The sequence below is a fragment of the Enterococcus haemoperoxidus ATCC BAA-382 genome, from assembly GCF_000407165.1.
In the GTDB taxonomy this organism is placed as follows: Bacteria; Bacillota; Bacilli; order Lactobacillales; family Enterococcaceae; genus Enterococcus_L; species Enterococcus_L haemoperoxidus.
In genome coordinates, this window is the sequence record NZ_KE136480.1 from 15,999 (window position 1) to 34,888 (window position 18,890).

The 18,890-nt window shown below is 32.1% G+C and carries 20 protein-coding genes; 5 read left to right on the top strand and 15 right to left on the bottom strand.

The features are described 5' to 3' along the window. The gene (locus I583_RS10905; RefSeq protein ID WP_010760424.1) at window positions 1–468 is read right to left on the bottom strand and encodes a FeoA family protein; all 468 of its coding nucleotides are present in this window, start codon (window positions 466–468) and stop codon (window positions 1–3) included. A 554-nt stretch (window positions 469–1,022) separates the two neighbouring features. On the opposite strand from I583_RS10905, the gene nrdH reads away from it, so the two are divergent. The 5 genes from nrdH to I583_RS10930 all read left to right on the top strand — a co-directional run bounded on the left by nrdH (window position 1,023) and on the right by I583_RS10930 (window position 5,765). Next, window positions 1,023–1,247: a glutaredoxin-like protein NrdH gene (nrdH, locus tag I583_RS10910; RefSeq protein ID WP_010760423.1), complete on the top strand. Its 225-nt coding sequence runs from the start codon at window positions 1,023–1,025 to the stop codon at window positions 1,245–1,247. Between the two features lies 1 nt (window position 1,248). Then, window positions 1,249–1,626, top strand: a complete 378-nt coding sequence (gene nrdI, locus I583_RS10915) for a class Ib ribonucleoside-diphosphate reductase assembly flavoprotein NrdI (protein ID WP_010760422.1) — start codon at window positions 1,249–1,251, stop codon at window positions 1,624–1,626. Further along, entirely contained in the window at window positions 1,607–3,766 is a 2,160-nt protein-coding gene (gene nrdE / locus I583_RS10920) for a class 1b ribonucleoside-diphosphate reductase subunit alpha (RefSeq protein WP_010760421.1), read from the top strand. Before nrdI ends, nrdE begins: the two co-directional genes overlap by 20 nt. A 95-nt stretch (window positions 3,767–3,861) precedes the next feature. After that, entirely contained in the window at window positions 3,862–4,824 is a 963-nt protein-coding gene (gene nrdF / locus I583_RS10925) for a class 1b ribonucleoside-diphosphate reductase subunit beta (RefSeq protein WP_010760420.1), read from the top strand. Window positions 4,825–4,940: 116 nt separating this feature from the next. Then, complete coding sequence (locus I583_RS10930; protein WP_010760419.1) at window positions 4,941–5,765, top strand: DUF92 domain-containing protein; 825 nt, start codon at window positions 4,941–4,943, stop codon at window positions 5,763–5,765. A 69-nt stretch (window positions 5,766–5,834) separates the two neighbouring features. Here I583_RS10930 and I583_RS10935 read toward each other — a convergent pair whose 3' ends face one another. From I583_RS10935 to I583_RS11000, 14 genes are all read right to left on the bottom strand, one after another. Then, entirely contained in the window at window positions 5,835–6,539 is a 705-nt protein-coding gene (locus tag I583_RS10935; RefSeq protein WP_010760418.1) for an MgtC/SapB family protein, read from the bottom strand. 121 nt (window positions 6,540–6,660) lie between these two features. Further along, window positions 6,661–7,362: a glucosamine-6-phosphate deaminase gene (nagB, locus tag I583_RS10940; protein ID WP_010760417.1), complete on the bottom strand. Its 702-nt coding sequence runs from the start codon at window positions 7,360–7,362 to the stop codon at window positions 6,661–6,663. Window positions 7,363–7,504: 142 nt separating this feature from the next. After that, the gene (locus I583_RS10945; RefSeq protein ID WP_010760416.1) at window positions 7,505–8,617 is read right to left on the bottom strand and encodes an LCP family glycopolymer transferase; all 1,113 of its coding nucleotides are present in this window, start codon (window positions 8,615–8,617) and stop codon (window positions 7,505–7,507) included. A gap of 138 nt (window positions 8,618–8,755) precedes the next feature. Next, entirely contained in the window at window positions 8,756–9,922 is a 1,167-nt protein-coding gene (locus tag I583_RS10950) for a nucleotide sugar dehydrogenase (RefSeq protein ID WP_010760415.1), read from the bottom strand. Between the two features lies 1 nt (window position 9,923). Next, window positions 9,924–10,988, bottom strand: a complete 1,065-nt coding sequence (locus tag I583_RS10955) for an acyltransferase family protein (protein WP_034683498.1) — start codon at window positions 10,986–10,988, stop codon at window positions 9,924–9,926. 175 nt (window positions 10,989–11,163) lie between these two features. Further along, the gene (locus tag I583_RS10960; RefSeq protein ID WP_010760413.1) at window positions 11,164–12,576 is read right to left on the bottom strand and encodes a lipopolysaccharide biosynthesis protein; all 1,413 of its coding nucleotides are present in this window, start codon (window positions 12,574–12,576) and stop codon (window positions 11,164–11,166) included. 2 nt (window positions 12,577–12,578) lie between these two features. Continuing rightward, window positions 12,579–13,724 carry a glycosyltransferase gene (locus I583_RS10965; protein ID WP_010760412.1) on the bottom strand — a complete coding sequence of 382 codons (1,146 nt, stop codon included), beginning with the start codon at window positions 13,722–13,724 and terminating at the stop codon, window positions 12,579–12,581. 15 nt (window positions 13,725–13,739) lie between these two features. Continuing rightward, the gene (locus tag I583_RS10970) at window positions 13,740–14,897 is read right to left on the bottom strand and encodes a hypothetical protein (RefSeq protein ID WP_010760411.1); all 1,158 of its coding nucleotides are present in this window, start codon (window positions 14,895–14,897) and stop codon (window positions 13,740–13,742) included. A gap of 163 nt (window positions 14,898–15,060) precedes the next feature. Next, complete coding sequence (locus I583_RS10975; protein ID WP_010760410.1) at window positions 15,061–15,363, bottom strand: hypothetical protein; 303 nt, start codon at window positions 15,361–15,363, stop codon at window positions 15,061–15,063. A 10-nt stretch (window positions 15,364–15,373) separates the two neighbouring features. Further along, window positions 15,374–16,276 (bottom strand): glycosyltransferase family 8 protein, encoded by a 903-nt coding sequence (locus tag I583_RS10980; protein WP_010760409.1) that lies wholly within the window; start codon window positions 16,274–16,276, stop codon window positions 15,374–15,376. 4 nt (window positions 16,277–16,280) lie between these two features. Then, the gene (pssE, locus tag I583_RS10985; protein ID WP_010760408.1) at window positions 16,281–16,769 is read right to left on the bottom strand and encodes a PssE/Cps14G family polysaccharide biosynthesis glycosyltransferase; all 489 of its coding nucleotides are present in this window, start codon (window positions 16,767–16,769) and stop codon (window positions 16,281–16,283) included. A 15-nt stretch (window positions 16,770–16,784) separates the two neighbouring features. Further along, window positions 16,785–17,258 carry a PssD/Cps14F family polysaccharide biosynthesis glycosyltransferase gene (pssD, locus tag I583_RS10990; protein WP_010760407.1) on the bottom strand — a complete coding sequence of 158 codons (474 nt, stop codon included), beginning with the start codon at window positions 17,256–17,258 and terminating at the stop codon, window positions 16,785–16,787. A gap of 6 nt (window positions 17,259–17,264) precedes the next feature. Continuing rightward, window positions 17,265–17,984, bottom strand: coding sequence for a sugar transferase (locus tag I583_RS10995; protein ID WP_010760406.1), 720 nt, complete (start codon window positions 17,982–17,984; stop codon window positions 17,265–17,267). A gap of 127 nt (window positions 17,985–18,111) precedes the next feature. Further along, entirely contained in the window at window positions 18,112–18,876 is a 765-nt protein-coding gene (locus I583_RS11000; protein ID WP_010760405.1) for a tyrosine-protein phosphatase, read from the bottom strand. Window positions 18,877–18,890 lie beyond the last annotated feature (14 nt).

The following is an 18,890-nucleotide window of genomic DNA, read 5'->3' on the forward strand; positions in this document are numbered from 1 at the left end:
TTACCCTTCTTTCTGTACCAAGACTAATTCTGCTTCATTTTTTCTTAACGTCAGTTCGTATCCACGAAGATTGATTTCGATTGGATCTCCTAAAGGAGCCATTTTTCTGACGAGAAGATCCACACCTTTTGTTAGCCCCATATCCATCAAACGTCTTTTAACTGCACCTTGTCCATGAATCCCAATTACACGGGCTTTTTCGCCTACTGTTAATTGATCTAAAGATAACCAATTTTCCTCATCGATATTTTTTTCTACTATTGTAATCTGTTGTAACACCGATAGATTAATGGCAATTCGGCTATTGTGCAGCAAAACAATCCCATTCTCACTAGAATAATTCACTAGTACAACTTTCCCACCTGGGACAAGACCAAGATTATTCAAATGCTTCTTCGCAAAACCTTCTGCCTGAATCTCTTCAATTGTATAAACCTTATTCAACTTTGCCTGTGCTAATGTCAACATTTGCTGGTCCTCCCTATTTTAAAAGCGTAGTAGGCTCATTTAGCCTTGACTGAAAAATAGGAAAATATGGTGGTGACGTTTTTAGTCACTAACAGATTTTATCTTTTCACCCAAAGGCTAACCTAAAAAGCTAAATGTACTTATAAAGACTTGTGAAAAAGTTTCATTATTATCGTCATTGATATTGATAATCGTTCTCATTAAGTATACCTGTTTGTGATACTTAAATCAATGTTCTTTCAACCTAGAGTAAGAAAATATTTATTGGATACATAGGTTAACTCTTCCTAGTGTGCCTCACTACGATTGACCACTATATCTTGTGCCCCAAGAATTAAAATTTCCAATTCAAAATTTAATAAATTTCTTTTTTAAACACAAAAATAACCACAATAGTCGCTCAAATCTAGAGAATACGTGTTTTCATATTTCTTTCAAAAACACAAAACTTGGTATTCAGGTGAAAAACAACCACAATATGTAGTGCCTAACTGTTGACTTTTTTCGTGAGAGATTTATACTAGTGAAGTAAACTAATTGAGGGGGAATTAAAAATGAACGTAAAAATCTTTTCTAAAAATAATTGTATCCAATGTAAAATGGCAAAACGCTTTTTGAGCGAGAATAATATAGCATTTGAAGAAGTAAATATTGATATCCAACCAGACGCAATCGACTGGTTAAAAGAACAAGGTTTCCAAAGTGTTCCGGTTATCACTTCTGATGCTACAACAGTTGTCGGATTCCGTCCTGATCAATTAAAACAATTGGCTAGCTAAAATGAAAATTGTTTATTTTTCAGTCACCGGACAAACTAGACGCTTCATTAAAAAATTGGATTTAGCAGCTTACGAAATTGAGCCTGCGAATCCTTTTTTTGAGATAAATGAGCCTTTTGTCCTAGTCGTTCCTACTTATGACCAAGAAATCACTGAAGTAGTGAACGATTTTCTTGATTTTAAAAGTAATCGAAAAAACCTGCAGGGCGTTGCTGGAGGCGGAAACCTCAATTTCGCAGAATTATATGTATATACAGCCAAAGACATAGCACGTGATTACAACGTTCCAATGCTTTTTGCTTTTGAATTTAGCGGCACGAACGAAGACGTGGAATCCTTTAAGAAAGTAGTGAATGAACTTGAGTCTAAAAGAAATTAAAGATGTTAGCTATTTTAAGCTGAATAATGAGATCAATCGTCCTGTTGATGGACAAATTCCTTTACATAAGGATAAAGAAGCATTGGAAGCTTTCTTCAAAGAAAATGTCCTTCCTAATACAAGAACCTTCAATACTATAGAAGAAAAAATTAATTACTTGATCGACAATGATTATTTAGAAACAGCATTTATTGAAAAATATTCTATGGCTTTTATTGAACAATTATACACATTTCTTGCTGAACAACATTTTGAATTTAAATCATTTATGGCAGCTTACAAGTTTTATTCACAATATGCGCTTAAAAACAATGAAGGAACTGAATACTTAGAAAGTTATGAAGACCGTGTGGCTTTTAATGCCTTGTATTTCGCTGACGGAAATGAAGAATTAGCTTTAATTCTAGCCGACGAAATGATCCACCAACGTTATCAACCTGCTACACCTTCTTTCTTGAATGCTGGACGTAAACGCCGTGGCGAGCTTGTTTCTTGTTTCTTGATTCAAGTAACAGATGATATGAACAGCATTGGTCGTTCAATCAACTCAGCTTTACAGTTATCACGTATCGGTGGCGGTGTGGGTATCACATTAGCAAACTTACGTGAGGCAGGTGCACCCATTAAAGGATACGAAGGAGCTGCCAGCGGCGTAGTTCCTGTCATGAAATTGTTCGAAGATAGCTTTAGCTATTCTAATCAATTAGGCCAACGTCAAGGTGCTGGAGTAGTGTATCTAAACGTCTTCCATCCAGATATCGAAATGTTCCTTTCAACGAAGAAAGAAAATGCGGATGAAAAAGTTCGTGTGAAGACTTTATCTTTAGGCGTTGTGGTTCCTGATAAATTTTACGAATTAGCACGTAATAATGAAGATATGTATCTATTTAGCCCATACAGTGTTGAACGTGAGTATGGTGTGCCATTCTCTTATGTTGATATTACAAAAGAATACGATAATCTTGTGGCTAACCCTAAGATTCGTAAACGTAAAATCAAAGCCCGTGATCTAGAAAATGAAATTTCTAAATTACAACAGGAATCCGGCTATCCATATATCATCAACATTGATACAGCGAACAGAAGCAATCCAGCTTATGGCAAAATCATCATGAGTAACTTATGTTCAGAAATCTTACAAGTTCAAACACCATCAGTTTTAAATGGCAAACAAGAATATGAAACACTTGGTACAGATATCAGCTGTAACTTAGGTTCAACCAACATCGTCAATTTGATGGACAGTCCTGACTTTGGTAAATCAGTTCGTGCTATGACACGTGCCTTAACATTTGTTACGGACGCGTCAGATATCGATGTGGTTCCTTCTATTCAAAACGGAAACAGATTAAGTCATACAATCGGACTTGGTGCGATGGGCCTGCATACGTTCTTTGCTAAAAATCATATGGAATATGGTTCTAAAGATTCACTAGATTTCACCAATGTTTACTTTACTTTATTGAACTACTGGACTTTAGTAGAAAGCAATAACATTGCTAAACAATACAATGAAACCTTCCATAATTTTGAAAAATCCGATTATGCTAATGGTTCCTATTTTGATAAATATATTGAAGGAGATTTCACTCCACAATCAGATAAAGTCAAAGAAATTTTTAAAGACATTTTTGTTCCAACTTCTGAAGACTGGGCAAACTTACGTGATGCAGTGAAAAAAGACGGTCTATATCACCAAAATCGGTTAGCTGTCGCTCCGAATGGTTCTATTTCTTATATCAATGATACAAGTGCTAGTATCCACCCAATCACTCGCATGATTGAAGAGCGCCAAGAAAAGAAAATCGGTAAAATTTATTACCCAGCTCCTCATTTAGCAAATGACACAATTCCTTATTACACATCTGCTTATGATATGGATATGCGTAAAGTGATCGATGTTTATGCAACAGCGCAACAACATGTGGATCAAGGTATGAGTTTAACATTGTTTATGCGTTCTGAAATTCCAGAAGGTTTATATGAATGGAAAGATTCACCAAAACAAACAACTCGTGATCTGAATATTTTACGCCACTATGCTTTCCATAAAGGTGTTAAATCAATTTATTATGTACGAACATTTACTGATGATGCCGAAGAAATTGGAAGTAACCAATGTGAGAGTTGTGTCATCTAAAAATTGAAACCAACAAACTCGTAAAAAAACAAACAAGGCGCCCTCTGGTCGCCTTGTTCCATGATTTATTGTATTGGTAATGAGGAGGAAAATACATGGCAACGTATTATGAAGCAATTAACTGGAATGCTATCGAAGATGTAATCGATAAATCAACTTGGGAAAAGCTAACGGAACAATTTTGGTTAGATACTCGTATCCCTCTATCAAATGATCTAGATGACTGGAGAACTCTTTCAGACCTCGAAAAAACAACTGTAGGCTATGTCTTTGGCGGTTTGACACTATTAGATACTGTTCAGTCTGAAAGTGGGATGGAACAGTTAAGAAATGATGTCCGTACACCACATGAAGAAGCTGTTTTAAACAATATCCAGTTTATGGAATCTGTTCATGCAAAAAGCTATTCATCAATCTTTAGTACATTAAATACTAAAAAAGAAATCGATGATATCTTCGAATGGACAAATACCAATGTGTATTTGCAAACTAAAGCTGAGAAAATCAACGAGATTTATAAAAATGGTACACCGTTAGAAAAGAAAGTTGCTAGTGTGTTTTTAGAAACTTTCTTATTCTACTCTGGTTTTTATACGCCTTTGTACTACTTAGGAAATAACAAACTAGCAAATGTCGCTGAAATCATCAAATTAATCATTCGTGATGAATCTGTTCATGGTACTTATATTGGATACAAATTCCAATTAGGGTTTAACGAATTAACTGAAGCAGAACAAAATGATATGAAAGATTGGATGTATAATCTTCTTTACGAGTTATATGAAAATGAAGAACGTTATACAGAAGAACTATATGACGGATTAGGCTGGACTGAAGAAGTAAAAACATTCCTACGTTACAATGCCAATAAAGCATTGATGAACCTTGGTATGGATCCACTGTTTGCTGATACAGCGAATGATGTCAACCCAATCGTGATGAACGGTATTTCTACTGGTACAAGTAATCATGATTTCTTCTCACAAGTCGGTAATGGTTATTTATTAGGAACCGTTGAAGCTATGAAAGATGATGATTATCTGATTGGTATGGAATAATTATTACTATAAAAAATAAGTATAAGATAAAACTCAAGTAGTTTTGATCTTAGGCTTATTTTTTTATAGAACAAGTCATTCCCTATACATTTAACAATCATTTCAAGAGGTGCCTTATGACTATATTTTTATATAAATTATTGCTAGGATTTATTGTAGGAAGTCTAATCGCCACATTCTCCTATACTACAAATTTACTCACAAAGTCTGGGGCTTTTGCTGTGATTTTTATTGCTGGTGTCGTTTGTGGATTTGGCCCGTGGTTTACTTGGTTGTTACTGATTTTATTTTTTGGTAGTTCTGGATGTGTACATCTAGCAAAAAAAGTGATGAAGATAGCTAAAATTGACTCTATTGCTGAAAAAGGTCATACTAGAGATGCTTGGCAAGTGCTTGCTAACAGTCTTCCAGCAATTATTTCCTTAGTTCTTTTCTACTATACAGAAAATCAATTATTTATGATTGGTTATGTTAGTGCCATCGCGGGTGCGACAGCCGATACTTTAGGATCTGAGATAGGTATTTTAAGTACACAAGTACCACGTTCGATTATTACACTTAAACCAATTGAACCAGGTCTTTCTGGTGGTGTTTCTATCCTTGGAAGTGTTGCCTCAATCTTCGGAAGCCTATTAATTTCATTTGCATTTTGGCTATTTTTCGGGTGGAATCACTTTTCTCAACTCCCAACAAGCGTCATGATTATTCTGCCATGTATTTGTGGCATTGTTAATTCTATTGTGGATAGTTTATTAGGAGCAACCCTTCAAGCAAAATATCGCTGTGTTATCTGTGAACAACTCACTGAACAAAAAAAACATCATTTACAACCAAGTAAGCTAGTTAACGGTATCTCATGGTTTTCTAATGATTGGGTGAATTTTTTTAGCGGTTCTTTGACGGTCTTATTAAGTTGGGTCATTATTTTTTATATGTACTAATAGTTACAAAAAAGGTATCCTCAAGAAATTCAAGGTTACCTTCTTTTTGTTATGCTCATAAAAAATAGTTTAAATGCTTACCAAACGAAGCTTCGTTATATTTTTATAGATTGATAAATCTTCTATAACTTCTGCATACGTCATTCCTTTAGGTAAATCAATCGTATAAATATTCGTGTAAATTTGTGTATCATCAACTAATACTACATTGAAGTTTACATCTTCGATTTCGATTTTATGTTCTTCAAAATACTGATTGATAAATTCTTTTGTTTCCTGTTTGTGTATATAGCGGATTTCTAATTTTTTTGTAGTAGGTACATGAATCACTTTTCTCACAACAGTCAATGCAACAAAAACACCAATGAAACTAGTGATTGCAATCGCATAATACCCCATACCAATTGCAATACCTAAGCCTGCCACAGCCCAAAGTGAAGCGGCTGTTGTTAAACCTGTTACAGATTGTTTAGTCACAATAATTGTTCCAGCACCTAAAAAACCGATTCCACTCACTACTTGAGCAATCAACCGTGCTTGGTCAGAACGGATCACACCAGTCAATTCAGGATGATTAACAGCATCTTGCAAAGTACTCGCAGCTATTTCAACTTGAATCAGTGCAATGATAGTAGCACCCATACAAACCAAAATATGCGTCCTCATACCAGCAGGCCGGTTTTTATATTGCCGTTCGAATCCAATCACTCCGCCAATCAGCATAGCTAAACATAGTCGAATAATAATCTCAGGAACTGTTAAATTTATATCCATCCTATTCATTCCTCCTACCTATTCTATTTCATTATAGCACTAATTCAAATTGAGGGAGTGAGGATCATTTCCAGAAAAAAAGCGTGACTGAAGAGGTTCCTTCAATCACAGCCTTTCGTTCTTATAATTTACTTGCTGCCGCCTCATCGATGATGACAACAACATCTGAATGATTTTGTAAAGCACTTGCAGGTAAATCAACAGAAACAGGTCCATCGATCATTCCTTTGATCGCATCGGCTTTCGCTTCACCATAAGCCATTAAAATCATTTTTTTACCTTTCATGATTGAACCGATTCCCATTGAAACAGCTCTTGTTGGTACATCTTCTACTTTTTCAAAATTACGTTTATTCGCATTGATTGTAGATTCTGTCAATTCAACGACATGCGTTAAACTATCTAACGGAGTTCCTGGTTCATTAAAACCAATATGTCCATTTTGACCAATACCTAGAATTTGAATATCGATCGGGTTACTATCGATAATGCTTTCGTAGTGCTTGCATTCAGTCGCTAAATCGTCCGCTTTTCCGTTTGGTACGTATGTGTTTTTAAATGGTTTTTTATTGAATAATTGATCATTCATGAAATAACGATAACTTTGATCATCGTCTCCACCTAAGCCAACATATTCATCTAAATTTACAGAAGTCATGTCTGTAAAATCTAAATCACTTGCAGTCATTTCTTTATACAATGTTTCAGGTGTACTTCCTGTCGCAAGCCCCAAAACTTTTGCACCCTTATCCATACCTTCTTTGATTAGTTCAAATGCTTTTTTTCCGCCTTCTTCTGCGTTTGCTACTTTGATAATTTTCATCGAAAATTGCTCCCTTATATCCAGATTTGGTATAGTCCAATTATAACACCCTATAAAACAGATTTCTAGTCTAAAGTAGAGATAAAATAAAAAAAACTTCAATCCTCTTTCGAGAATTGAAGTTTATCAATTAATATCCATCCTAATATTGGCCCTCATCCGCTACATTTTGATCTGTATAGGAATTGGGATCAACATTCGTACCATCTTGACTATAATCATAATTAGTAGCTGCATCAGACGCTCCATCATAAGAACCCGTCTCATTCCCACTAATCTGATTACTGTAATTACTGCTATCTTTTGCCTGCATGTCTTTATTTTCTGGTAACCCTAATTGAGACCGTAATTTTGTTTGCACTTCGTAGAGTTTAGTTGGATCTAAGATTTGGTAATAGATACCACCAATCATTGTACCTTCCCCCTCTAGCTGTAGAGAGTCAATATTTTTAAAGGCTGGCATATACTTCTTCTGAATATCTACCATATTATCCCAAGTTAAATCCGTTCTTACATTATCTTTTACTGCGTCCAAAATTTTTCTGTATTTTGAAATACCATCTAAACTGATGATCTTATTCACAATTTTTTCGACAACTTCTCGCTGTCTTCTTTGACGTCCTATATCGCCTTCTGGATCTTCTTCACGCATCCTTGCATATGCCAATCCAGTCTCACTATCAAGCTTGATATGACCCTTTGGAACTGTAATACCATCTAGTGTAAATTCAAAAGGATTATCAACTTCAATGCCGCCTACAGCGTCAATTAAATCTTTTAAACCTTTCATATTAATCGATACATAGTTATCTATTGGGATATCCAATAAATTCTCTACTGTATCAATCGCCATCTTAGCTCCACCTTTAGCTCCACCAAAAGCATAAGCATGATTCAATTTATCTTCTGTACCATATCCAACAATCTCAGTTAGGATATCTCTATCTAAACTAATCATTGTAGATTTTTTTTCTTTAGGATTAATTGTAACTACCATTGTTGTATCAGAACGACCTTGCTCTGTCCGTCCCAAGTCACCAGTATCAATTCCCATCAGTAAAACTGAAAAAGGTTCTTGCGCATCAATATTTACAGCCGTATCTCTTCTTTTAGAAGTCCGGTCGATCGATTCATACACACCTTTTACTGTACCAGTTGCATCTGAATACATTTTAATCCCATATGCACAGAAACCCGCAACGGAAACAAGAACTAATCCTAAAGCAGTTAATATTACTTTTTTCCATAACTTCATAAGACACTTCCTCATTTTTGCAAGAATAATTCATGAAACCTATTTTCTCACAATTTGAACCATGCCGCAACTTTTTTTGGGAATTGGCATGATATCTTAATGTATTTGTAAAATAATAACAGTTAAGGAAGAGAATTATCAATCTCTCCTAAATATGTCTCGAGTATAAACTTTCTCTTCACAATCACTCAAATCATCTTCGAATCGATTGGAAACAATTATATCAGACAATTTTTTAAATTCTTTAAGATCTCTGATAACATTTGAATGATAGAAAGAATCTTCTTTTAATGTGGGTTCAAATATAATTACATCTATTCCTTTTGCTTTTAATCGTTTCATTATTCCTTGAATTGAAGAATATCTAAAATTATCAGAGTTTGCTTTCATTGTCAGTCTATATATTCCTACAACTTTAGGATTTTTTGCTAAAATCTGATCAGCAATAAAATCTTTTCTTGTTGTGTTTGCTTCTACGATTGCTCCAATAATATTATTGGGGACTTGATCATAATTTGCTCTTAATTGTTTTGTATCTTTTGGAAGACAATAGCCTCCGTAACCAAATGAAGGATTATTATAATGCGTGCCGATTCTAGGATCTAGACCAACGCCTTCAATAATCTGTTTTGCATTTAAATTACGAACTTCAGCATAAGTGTCCAACTCATTAAAATAGGCAACTCTCAAAGCTAAATATGTGTTAGAAAATAACTTGATTGCCTCTGCTTCAGCAGAATTAGTTAATAGAATCTCACTATTTTTTTCGACTGTATTTTCTAAAAACATATTTGCGATTTCTTGAGCTCGCTCTGAGCATTCACCTATTATGATTCTAGACGGATAGAGATTATCGTAGAGAGCTTTTCCTTCACGAAGGAATTCCGGTGAGAATATGATGTTGTTAGTATTGTATTTTTTCTTTAAAGATTCTGTATATCCTACAGGAACAGTTGATTTAATAATAAAACACGCATCAGGTCTGATTTCTAAGCTTTTTTCTATGACAAACTCAACAGTTGTAGTATCGAAATAATTTTTCTTTTCATCATAGTCTGTTGGTGTCGCAATGATTAGAAAGTCCCCAAACTCAACTGCGTTTATGAAGTCTTTTGTAAATTTGAGATTCAAATCAGATCTTTCTAAAAAATGATGGATCTCTGCATCATCCAAAGGAGAGATTTGTTCATTAAGCATATTAATTTTTTCATCATCAATATCATACGCAATCACTTCTTCTCTTTGTGACAATAATAATGCATTTGCTAAACCAACATAACCAAGACCAAAGATTGATATTTTCATTTTAACTCCTCCAATTGGAAACATTTATTATTTTTATAATATACTGTGTTATTAATATAATCGGGTAATAGAGTAACAGAGATACAATGATAGTTATTATAAAAACTATATACCAACTATGTACACCTTTTACTTCTAAAAAATTAATTATCAAATTATGTGTTAACATAAAATATAGACTTTCTTTTCCAAAAAAAGCTAACATATTCAGCGGAAGGCCTTTCTTTTTTTCTAAAAATATTGATATGACAAAAATAAGCTGACATATTGCCACTGGAACTATTATATTTATAATTAATGGTGATGCCACAGCATTTTTCAAATCAATATTCAAGTCTACTAATTTTAAATGAAAGAAAAACATGAATACTAGCAAAATAACTATTGCTAATTTACTAATTATCACTCTCCGTTGCCAATTCTCTTTCATATATACACCTATGGAAAAGAAAACTATAGCTATAGGAATCACGTTAATGTCCATAGGTAAAGTTATATACTGAAAAACGAGCTGAAATGTAAAATAGCATGTAAACAAAAAAGCAATTTTAATAGCCTTTTTGTTTATTTTTTGGTAAAAATAAAATATAATTTCAGTAAAAAAAAGCACTGGGATAAACCAAAAAGCACCTATAATTCCTGTAACTTTCGTACCACTATAAATAAGCTTGAGGAGTTCTTTACATATAAAAGATGCGTCAAATTCCCAAACTAATACTTGAAAAAGTAAAATACATAAAATTCCATATACATAGTATGGGATCCACAATGAAATAATTTTTTTGCGAAAAAAATCTGTAAATTTTTGTTCATATCCCCTTTTGTTCAAAAATCCACTTATTATAAAAAACAACGGAACATGGAACCAAAACAGATACTTCATTTGTGGAAATCCTGAATGACCTAAAATAATAGAAAGTATGCCCACTCCCTTAGCATAATCAATCCACTGAACCCTACTTGACAAGTTATCACCTTTTTCATTATTAATCTTATTATGAAAATAAACAGTCTTCTCATGTACATTTTTAATAACTAGTAAACAAGTATCATTCTTCACACTCATTTCAATTATTATAGATTTCCAAATTCAATCTTCAATCTATTATATTGAATTCTCTTGACTACTGGCTGAATTATAACAACCTCAGCCTCTAAAACAACATTTTTATACTTGCAAGACCCATTCCATATATAGAATAACTTCTTTACTAGTTTTAGCTAAAGAATCTATACTAAAACTATTCAAAATTCCAAAGTTTCGAATTGTTTCTAATTTCAAGAATTTTACTGAACGTTGAAGCCTGCACTAATAATGTAGCCAAAAATAGAAGCAACGTGACGAGACTAGAATATTCATATGGGAATGTATTCATGCAAGCTGCGATAAAAAACAAGATTATACAAATAATTTGCTTAAAGAAACTAATCTTAAAGTTACATTTTCTAGAAAAATATGTTCTAGCAATACAGAAAATTATATAAGAAAACGCCGTAGAGATTGCGGCTCCTACAGTACCAAACTTAGGAACCAAAAGATAATTCAAAATAATATTAGGAATAATCGATAGAATACTAATCCAAATATTATAATAACTTCTACCTGAAAAAACGATTCCTAGAGTAGTAGTTTCACTCAATGTATATAATATAGGCGTCAAAGCCAACAATCCAGCTATATATTGTGCTTCAGCATAGTCATTAGACAATATCAAAACAATATATTTTTTAAAAAACAAGACAAAAAAGAAACCTATAGTCATGATTAAAAGCAACATATCACTTATAAAAGAAAAATGTTTGATATCTTTTTTTTCTTTATCCCACCTATACGCAGTTGGAACCCAAAAGCTAGTAAACGCACTTTGAATAATTTGTAAAATATTTGAAATCTTCAAGGCCGCCGTGTAAATACCTAATTCATAAAAAGTACTATATCCTCTTAAAAAGAATCTACTCGAAGTATTCAAAAGATTACTTAAAGATGCAGCGATTATTAAAGGTATACCAAAAATAAGCATCTTTTTCATTAAGTTACTATCAAATATATCTACATTTATTTTAAAAAGATGTCTATATTTTAAAATCAAAAATATATCTCCAAAAAATTGCCCAAATATCGTTGCATATACGATTGTTAAAAATGTTCTTTTTCCAACCAAAACTAGCACCAATGTAAAAACAAATATTACAATTTTTAAAAATATTGAAAAAATTGAGTATTCTACAGCTTTTTCGGCCATTCTAATTGACAATAAGATAAACCTCTCAATAACTGAAAAGATAATCATTATTCCAAATAGGATACTTATTTGCGTATAATTTGGATTAGAGAAAAATAAGATAGAAAATTGTTTTTTAAATAGAATAGTTATAGTACATAACAAAACAGCAGCTAATACAGGAATTAATAAAGCATTTTGAAAAATTTTAATTTTATTGTCATCTCTGTGATACTCTCTTGTGTATGATTGGTCTATTCCCAAATAAATAATTGATAACAAAAAATATTGAATAACTGAAAACATGCTCGCTTTCCCGAATTCTGCCGGATTTATATAGTAAGTTGTAACAGGGATCGTTAAAAATGAAATCGCAGCTCCCAAAATGGGCCCTAAAGAAAATCCTATTAGTTTGGAAATAAATTTTTTCATAGTCAACCTCCCTTAAATAAATCTTGAATATGTGACTCCCATTTTCCTTTGATTATTTCTGGTGTAAAATCTTTTGACCGTTTTTTAGCTAGATGACTAAGGTCTTTATAAAAAACATCATCGCTTAAAAGCTTTTTGACTGCCTCAGACATTTTAAGAATATCAAAAGACTCTATTACGATACCAAACTCATCGTCACCTATAATTTCTCTAGGACCGGTTGTATCGAATGAAATCACTGGTAATCCAAAGGTCATTGCTTCTACTATAGACAGACCAAATCCTTCCCATCTAGAAGTAGACAGAAAGATTTTTCCGTTTTTATATAGCTCTGCTAATTCATTTTCATTCAATGCTCCTAATAAAATTATCCTATCATTCAAGTCATTCTTAACTATCATCTCTTTTATTATTTTTTCTTGTTTTTTGGTTCCTGAACCAGCAAATTTCACTATTACATCTCTTGGTAATAAGTTAACTAACTCAATTAAAAAATCAATTCCTTTAGATTTAACATCAAATCTTGACACAAAAACAATATCATTTCTATTACTTGAGACACTATTTACTTTTGAATTCATCGTAACACTATTAGAAATGCTTACTGTATTATGGTTGTACCTAGCAAAAGCCCGTCTATCTGCTTCAGTTAGACAAACAACAGAGTCACTGCATATTAATCCTTCTAAATATTTATCTTTAATTTCACTATAATAGTTTTCCAAATATACTTCAGCAGTGCTATGTTGCCAAGCAATTACTTTAATTTCTGGAATGTACTCCTTTATAGACTGACTAAATGTTGTTAGAAATCCACCACTTAAAATTACTAAATCAATTTTTTGTTCTTTGAGATAATTTAGTAATCGTCCATGCCTTCTCTTAAATTCTACTACCGGATTGGCTTTTCCATTAGAAAAGATAGTTTTTCTAAGTACTTTTCTCTTCAATTTAGAAAATAGAGTTAACTCATCTTGGGTTTTATCTATTTTCATTTCTAGTTCATCGATATTAAAAAATGGCTCTTCTGGTCGAAATGAGTAAAATGATACTTTATTTTCTTTAAGAGAAAGTTGTTTACCTAGATTCAAAACAATTTTTTGTTGTCCACCAAGTTTAAAATCAGTATTAACTAAACAGATATTCATTTACTAATTCCTTTCTCATCCGAGAAACTCTTCATTGTCTTTATTATTTAGCAAGATAACTCCAAAAAGTAACAAGAAATTTGTACTCACGTTAAAAACACTTTGCTCCATCAAACCAAAAATCAAAAAAATTAATAGATATATATTCCAATATTTTAGGTAGTAATTATTTAAAGTTTTTGATATTCGATATAAGTACAAACTAAGTAAGCCTATAGAGAATGCACCATAATTTAATAAGTATTTCAAGTAGACATTGTCTAAAACCTTATATTGAAAGCCTACAACTTCTTGGACTGAATAATTTAGACTACTGTATTCAACTTGTTGTCCAAAAAAGGTAAGTCTATACTCATTTATGAATCTACTTCCTATAGAAATTCGATTAGACAACAGAATACTAAGTTTAATAATTAGGCTATTACCATGCAAATATAATATTGAAGAGACGTAAGAAACAACAAATAAAATTATAAATATGATTGGAATAAACCATCTTGAATTAATAAACAAAAAATTTCTATTCTTAAAAAAATATTGTAGTAGGGTTAAACATGACACTACTAATATAAGGAAAAACGACGTTCTAGAGTTGGTCAGACCATAAAAGATAATACTAATAATATTGAAAACACCGATTTTAAATAATAACTTAGTCATTTTTTTTTCTGAAAAAGTAGATAGCATGAATAAACTCAGCAACATCATTCCAACAGTATTTGGATGCCAAAATCCTAATGAACTTCTAACAATTCCATCTCTTATTACAACCCTGTCAGGAATGACTGATAGGAAAAAAAGAGATAATATTAATATAAAACTTATGGCTTGTGTTACAAAAAATGTGTTTAGTATTTTTTTTAGTGACAAACATTTTAATCCTGTAATGACAATCATTAAATCTAATAATGGAGAAACTCCAACAATAACTCTCGTTACAAATAACGGAATAACGATCGTAGCCAATACAACTATTTGTTTTACACTATATTTATTAAATAATAAGATAAATAGAAGTGACAGTATGATATAGCCACTTTTAATTATTTGAGCAAAATTAGCTAAACTATGAACTAAATTTAATGTTGAATTTTGTATTAAAAAAATTGTCATTAAATATACTGAAAATGAGCTTATTATTAGTAGGTTTTTAAATTGTAATTTTTTATTCATACTACCTCCAGTTCTTAACTTACTGTGTACTCTTTTGGAGTGATATAATCAACTTTCTCATGTCTTTCTTTTATTATTGCTGGATTTCCATAAGCAATGGAATTCGGTGGAATATCTTTTGAGATAACAGTATTAGCACCGATTACACAGTTTTCACCGATATTTATTGGACCACTACGACAGCTCCAGAATATATCACTGTATTTTTTCCGATAATAGGTGTACCAGTATTATTTAATTTACCATTCATATACCTTGTATTTGCACCAATAGTAACTCTGGGATGACTCACACAGCCTAAGCCGTTGTGTTTAAATTGTATATCATTTCCTATTTTAGTATTCTCATTCACATACGCTTCGAAAGCAAACAGATACCTCAAAATAAGGATAATTAAATGTGAAAAAATTTTTAATCTTTTACAACTTAAATAAATTGCAAATCTCAATAATTTTGTAGCTTTCATAAATTTCCTCTCAAACTTTCCCTATTGAGAATAAAAGAATTTCTCTAAATCTTTTTATTATATCTATAATGGAAATTTTCCCTTGATATATTGAATTTTCAATATCAAGATAATAAGTCAGATATTCTTTTTTAAATGGATGGACACTTCTAAACTTCCATGGTTTTGAAGACGTCGTAAAGTGTACTATTGCTGGTTTCTTTTTCAAATTTGCTAAACTTTCTTTCTCAATTCCGATGACTGTTCTTCTTTTGGCAAAAAATAGAAATTGTACATTCCATTTTAAAGGTAACTCAAGCCAATCTCTTTTATACACCGCATTAAAAGCAGCCTGATCATTTAGCATTGTTAAGTGATTAAATTCTTTGATAAATTTTTCTAATTTTTTCGTTGCCTCATTTTCTCTCATACTCTTTAAATTCATAACCATAATTCCACTGTTAAAAGTTTTTTCATCTTCACGAAGCCCCATAAACTTATTATCCTTGTTATATCCAGGATTCCAAACAGCTGCAATCTCTGGTTTTGAATTATCGTTTATGAATTCATCCCATAATCCCCCAATATCTTCTTTCACTAACAAATCACTGTCTAAGAAAATACAAGTTTCCCATTCTAATAAAATTGACGGCAGATAAATTTTTACATACGCAGCTCTAGAAATATGCCATTTTGGTTGAACATGACTTAGAATAGAATCGTCAAAATACAAAAATTCAATTGCACAATTTTGATATTCATTTTCGAGTTCATCGCCTAACTTCTTCAAGTCATTTACAACTTTTTCTGTTAAAACACACTTTATATTAATTTTTCTATTGGTATTTGCTAACATACTTTTTATTGTTACTACTGCTGGAATAAAGTAATTTTTATCAGTAATCAGCGCAACATTAATATCATTTTTACTCATAATTTTACACACTCTCACTATTAATCAAATTTAATAAGTTTGAAAAGAAAAAATCATTGTTAGATTTAAATTTACTAAACTTATGCTCGCTAATTCTAGCTAAGCATCTGGAAAAGCTTTCCTCATCCGTTGCTTCAAAACAATAATTAAGTTCAACAAATAATTTAGTAATTTGAAATTGATGGTCATCAACATGCTCCCCATATTTAGACTCTCTTGGAATCACGATAACTTTTTTATTTCTCTCCAATGCAGAAATTATCGATCCCGTACCTCCATGAGTAATTATTATATCAGCCTTATCATAAAGTTCATTTATAAATATTTTCTCATAAAATTTTTTTGTCTTAAAATTTTTAGGTTCATACGAACATGAACCAATTTGCCCAATTACTTCATTATCAGAAATTTTTCCATCCTCAATAAATTTATCAACCATTTTAATAAGTCGATTAAATTGGAATTTTTGTGAACCAACAGTTACAAAAATCATTTCCGCTCCTCCCCCTTAATATATGTTTCCTAAACAAATTGCATTCGGATAAAATTTTTTTAATTCCTCCCACTGGATAATAAAAATATCACAAAATTTATACAGTAGCTTTCCAGTTAAAGTGGGTGAAGAAACCTTTGCAAAAGATTCAATAAAAATTAGTTTTTTCCCAAAAATCTTACCTATCAGATATGTTGGTATAACTGATAATGCTCCTGTAGAAATAATAATGTCAGGTTTTTCTTTGAAAAATATTCTAATAGACAATATCGAATTCCACAAAAATTTTATTATAAAAAATAACTCTTTCCGATTTAGTTGTTTTAAAAAGTAAGTATCTGTTGACGAATAATTATACATAGTTTTTTCAGTAACTATATAAAGTTCAAACGTTTCACCTAATTTATTTAGCATTAGTAATTCATCATAATGCCCTCCAGAGGAAGCAATTAAGCATATTTTCTTGGTTTCATTATCTATATTTTTCATCAATTTTTAATATGCTCCTCTAGATAAAAACATTACTTTAATCGTCTGGGAAATAATCTTCAAATCATTCCACACCGACTGGGTTTCAATATATTCCAAATCAAATTCCACCATATCATCAAAATGAACGTCATTTCGCCCTCGAATCTGCCATAACCCTGTGCAGCCAGGTTTAACACACAGACGTAACATATCACGTTGACTGTACTCATCAACCTCTCTTTTTAATGGAGGTCTAGGCCCAACTAATGACATCTCTCCTTTTAAAACATTAAAAAGTTGAGGGAGCTCATCAATACTAGTTTTACGAATCTTTTTCCCTATCTTTGTTACTCTAGGATCTTCCTTTATTTTGAACATAGCTCCTTCGATTTCATTAAATTCAAGTAGTTCCTCCAATTGCTCTTCTGCATCGGCACACATGGAACGAAATTTATACATAGTGAATAAATTCCCATTCTTTCCAACCCTTTTTTGAGAAAAAACGATTGGACCTTTTGAATCTTCTTGCTTTATCAAAAAAGCAACTATGACAAATACTGGACTCAAGAGAATAAGCCCCAATAAACTACCTAAAATGTCTATTCCTCTTTTGAACACACGAAAATATAACGTTTTCCTCCCAAAGTTTTTGCCAAAATCTGGATCATCCACGTTATCCCCTATTTTTATATATAATTCTTTTTGCACTGTATTTCTACCTGTGTTTGCAAACTTTCCCTCCAAATTTAACACTCCTTTAAAAAAACAAATCCCATAACACCAACAACAAAGTTATGCACGTTTTATATAACAACAACTATTATGTAATCAATGCATACCAACAACTATATGTGTTACTTTTATACCATTCCTAAAACAAACCAAATTTTTTCTTTTTAATCTCCTTAAATTCTGGCCGTTGGATATCATCTCCATTCAAGATATCCTTAGCCATTTGCTGCATTGCTTCAACATAGTCTGATCCCATATCTGCTGCAATAGCATCGTAAGCTTTTTTCATAAAAAAACCACGTTTGTCAATATTATGCGCATCAGATGCCATCATGTACACCATACTATGCGCAACCATTTGTTTTGCTATTTTTTCAATTTTGCTCCCAAAAATACCAACATAACTAGGAGCTGTTAATTGAGTTAACACACCCATTTCTAAAAAAGGCAACAGACGATTAGGATCTTCAATAAACTTACTGTTTCTTTCCGGATGCACAATTATTGGAACGTGCCCTGCCTCCAATAATTTGTAAAACATCTGTTTTGAATACGCGGGTATCTCATTTGTCGGAAATTCAATCAATAGATAGCGATTATTCAAATCCGCAAATAAAATATCATTCGTTTGAATTTGTTCTAACAATTCACCTCCAATACGTACTTCTTGCCCTTCAAATAACGTAAGCGGAACCTTTCGACGATCCAATTCTTCTTGCAATGCTGAGACACAAGAAATAACTTTACCAGCTGAATTATCATACTTACCATTATTATGGTGAGGCGTACATAAGATATGAGTAATTCCTTGTTTGACAGCCATTTCCGCCATATCAATTGAATCATCGATCGATTGAGCTCCATCGTCTATTCCAGGTAGTATGTGACAATGTAAATCAATCATTCGCTTGTTCCTTT

Excerpts from the sequence above, each read along its gene's own strand:
- I583_RS10905 (WP_010760424.1), bottom strand. The coding sequence starts at position 468 with ATGTTGACATTAGCACAGGCAAAGTTGAATAAGGTTTATACAATTGAA.
- nrdH (WP_010760423.1), top strand. The coding sequence starts at position 1,023 with ATGAACGTAAAAATCTTTTCTAAAAATAATTGTATCCAATGTAAAATG.
- nrdI (WP_010760422.1), top strand. The coding sequence starts at position 1,249 with ATGAAAATTGTTTATTTTTCAGTCACCGGACAAACTAGACGCTTCATT.
- nrdF (WP_010760420.1), top strand. The coding sequence starts at position 3,862 with ATGGCAACGTATTATGAAGCAATTAACTGGAATGCTATCGAAGATGTA.
- I583_RS10930 (WP_010760419.1), top strand. The coding sequence starts at position 4,941 with ATGACTATATTTTTATATAAATTATTGCTAGGATTTATTGTAGGAAGT.
- I583_RS10935 (WP_010760418.1), bottom strand. The coding sequence starts at position 6,539 with ATGGATATAAATTTAACAGTTCCTGAGATTATTATTCGACTATGTTTA.
- nagB (WP_010760417.1), bottom strand. The coding sequence starts at position 7,362 with ATGAAAATTATCAAAGTAGCAAACGCAGAAGAAGGCGGAAAAAAAGCA.
- I583_RS10945 (WP_010760416.1), bottom strand. The coding sequence starts at position 8,617 with ATGAAGTTATGGAAAAAAGTAATATTAACTGCTTTAGGATTAGTTCTT.
- I583_RS10950 (WP_010760415.1), bottom strand. The coding sequence starts at position 9,922 with ATGAAAATATCAATCTTTGGTCTTGGTTATGTTGGTTTAGCAAATGCA.
- I583_RS10955 (WP_034683498.1), bottom strand. The coding sequence starts at position 10,988 with ATGAGTGTGAAGAATGATACTTGTTTACTAGTTATTAAAAATGTACAT.
- I583_RS10960 (WP_010760413.1), bottom strand. The coding sequence starts at position 12,576 with ATGAAAAAATTTATTTCCAAACTAATAGGATTTTCTTTAGGGCCCATT.
- I583_RS10965 (WP_010760412.1), bottom strand. The coding sequence starts at position 13,724 with ATGAATATCTGTTTAGTTAATACTGATTTTAAACTTGGTGGACAACAA.
- I583_RS10970 (WP_010760411.1), bottom strand. The coding sequence starts at position 14,897 with ATGAATAAAAAATTACAATTTAAAAACCTACTAATAATAAGCTCATTT.
- I583_RS10975 (WP_010760410.1), bottom strand. The coding sequence starts at position 15,363 with ATGAAAGCTACAAAATTATTGAGATTTGCAATTTATTTAAGTTGTAAA.
- I583_RS10980 (WP_010760409.1), bottom strand. The coding sequence starts at position 16,276 with ATGAGTAAAAATGATATTAATGTTGCGCTGATTACTGATAAAAATTAC.
- pssE (WP_010760408.1), bottom strand. The coding sequence starts at position 16,769 with ATGATTTTTGTAACTGTTGGTTCACAAAAATTCCAATTTAATCGACTT.
- pssD (WP_010760407.1), bottom strand. The coding sequence starts at position 17,258 with ATGAAAAATATAGATAATGAAACCAAGAAAATATGCTTAATTGCTTCC.
- I583_RS11000 (WP_010760405.1), bottom strand. The coding sequence starts at position 18,876 with ATGATTGATTTACATTGTCACATACTACCTGGAATAGACGATGGAGCT.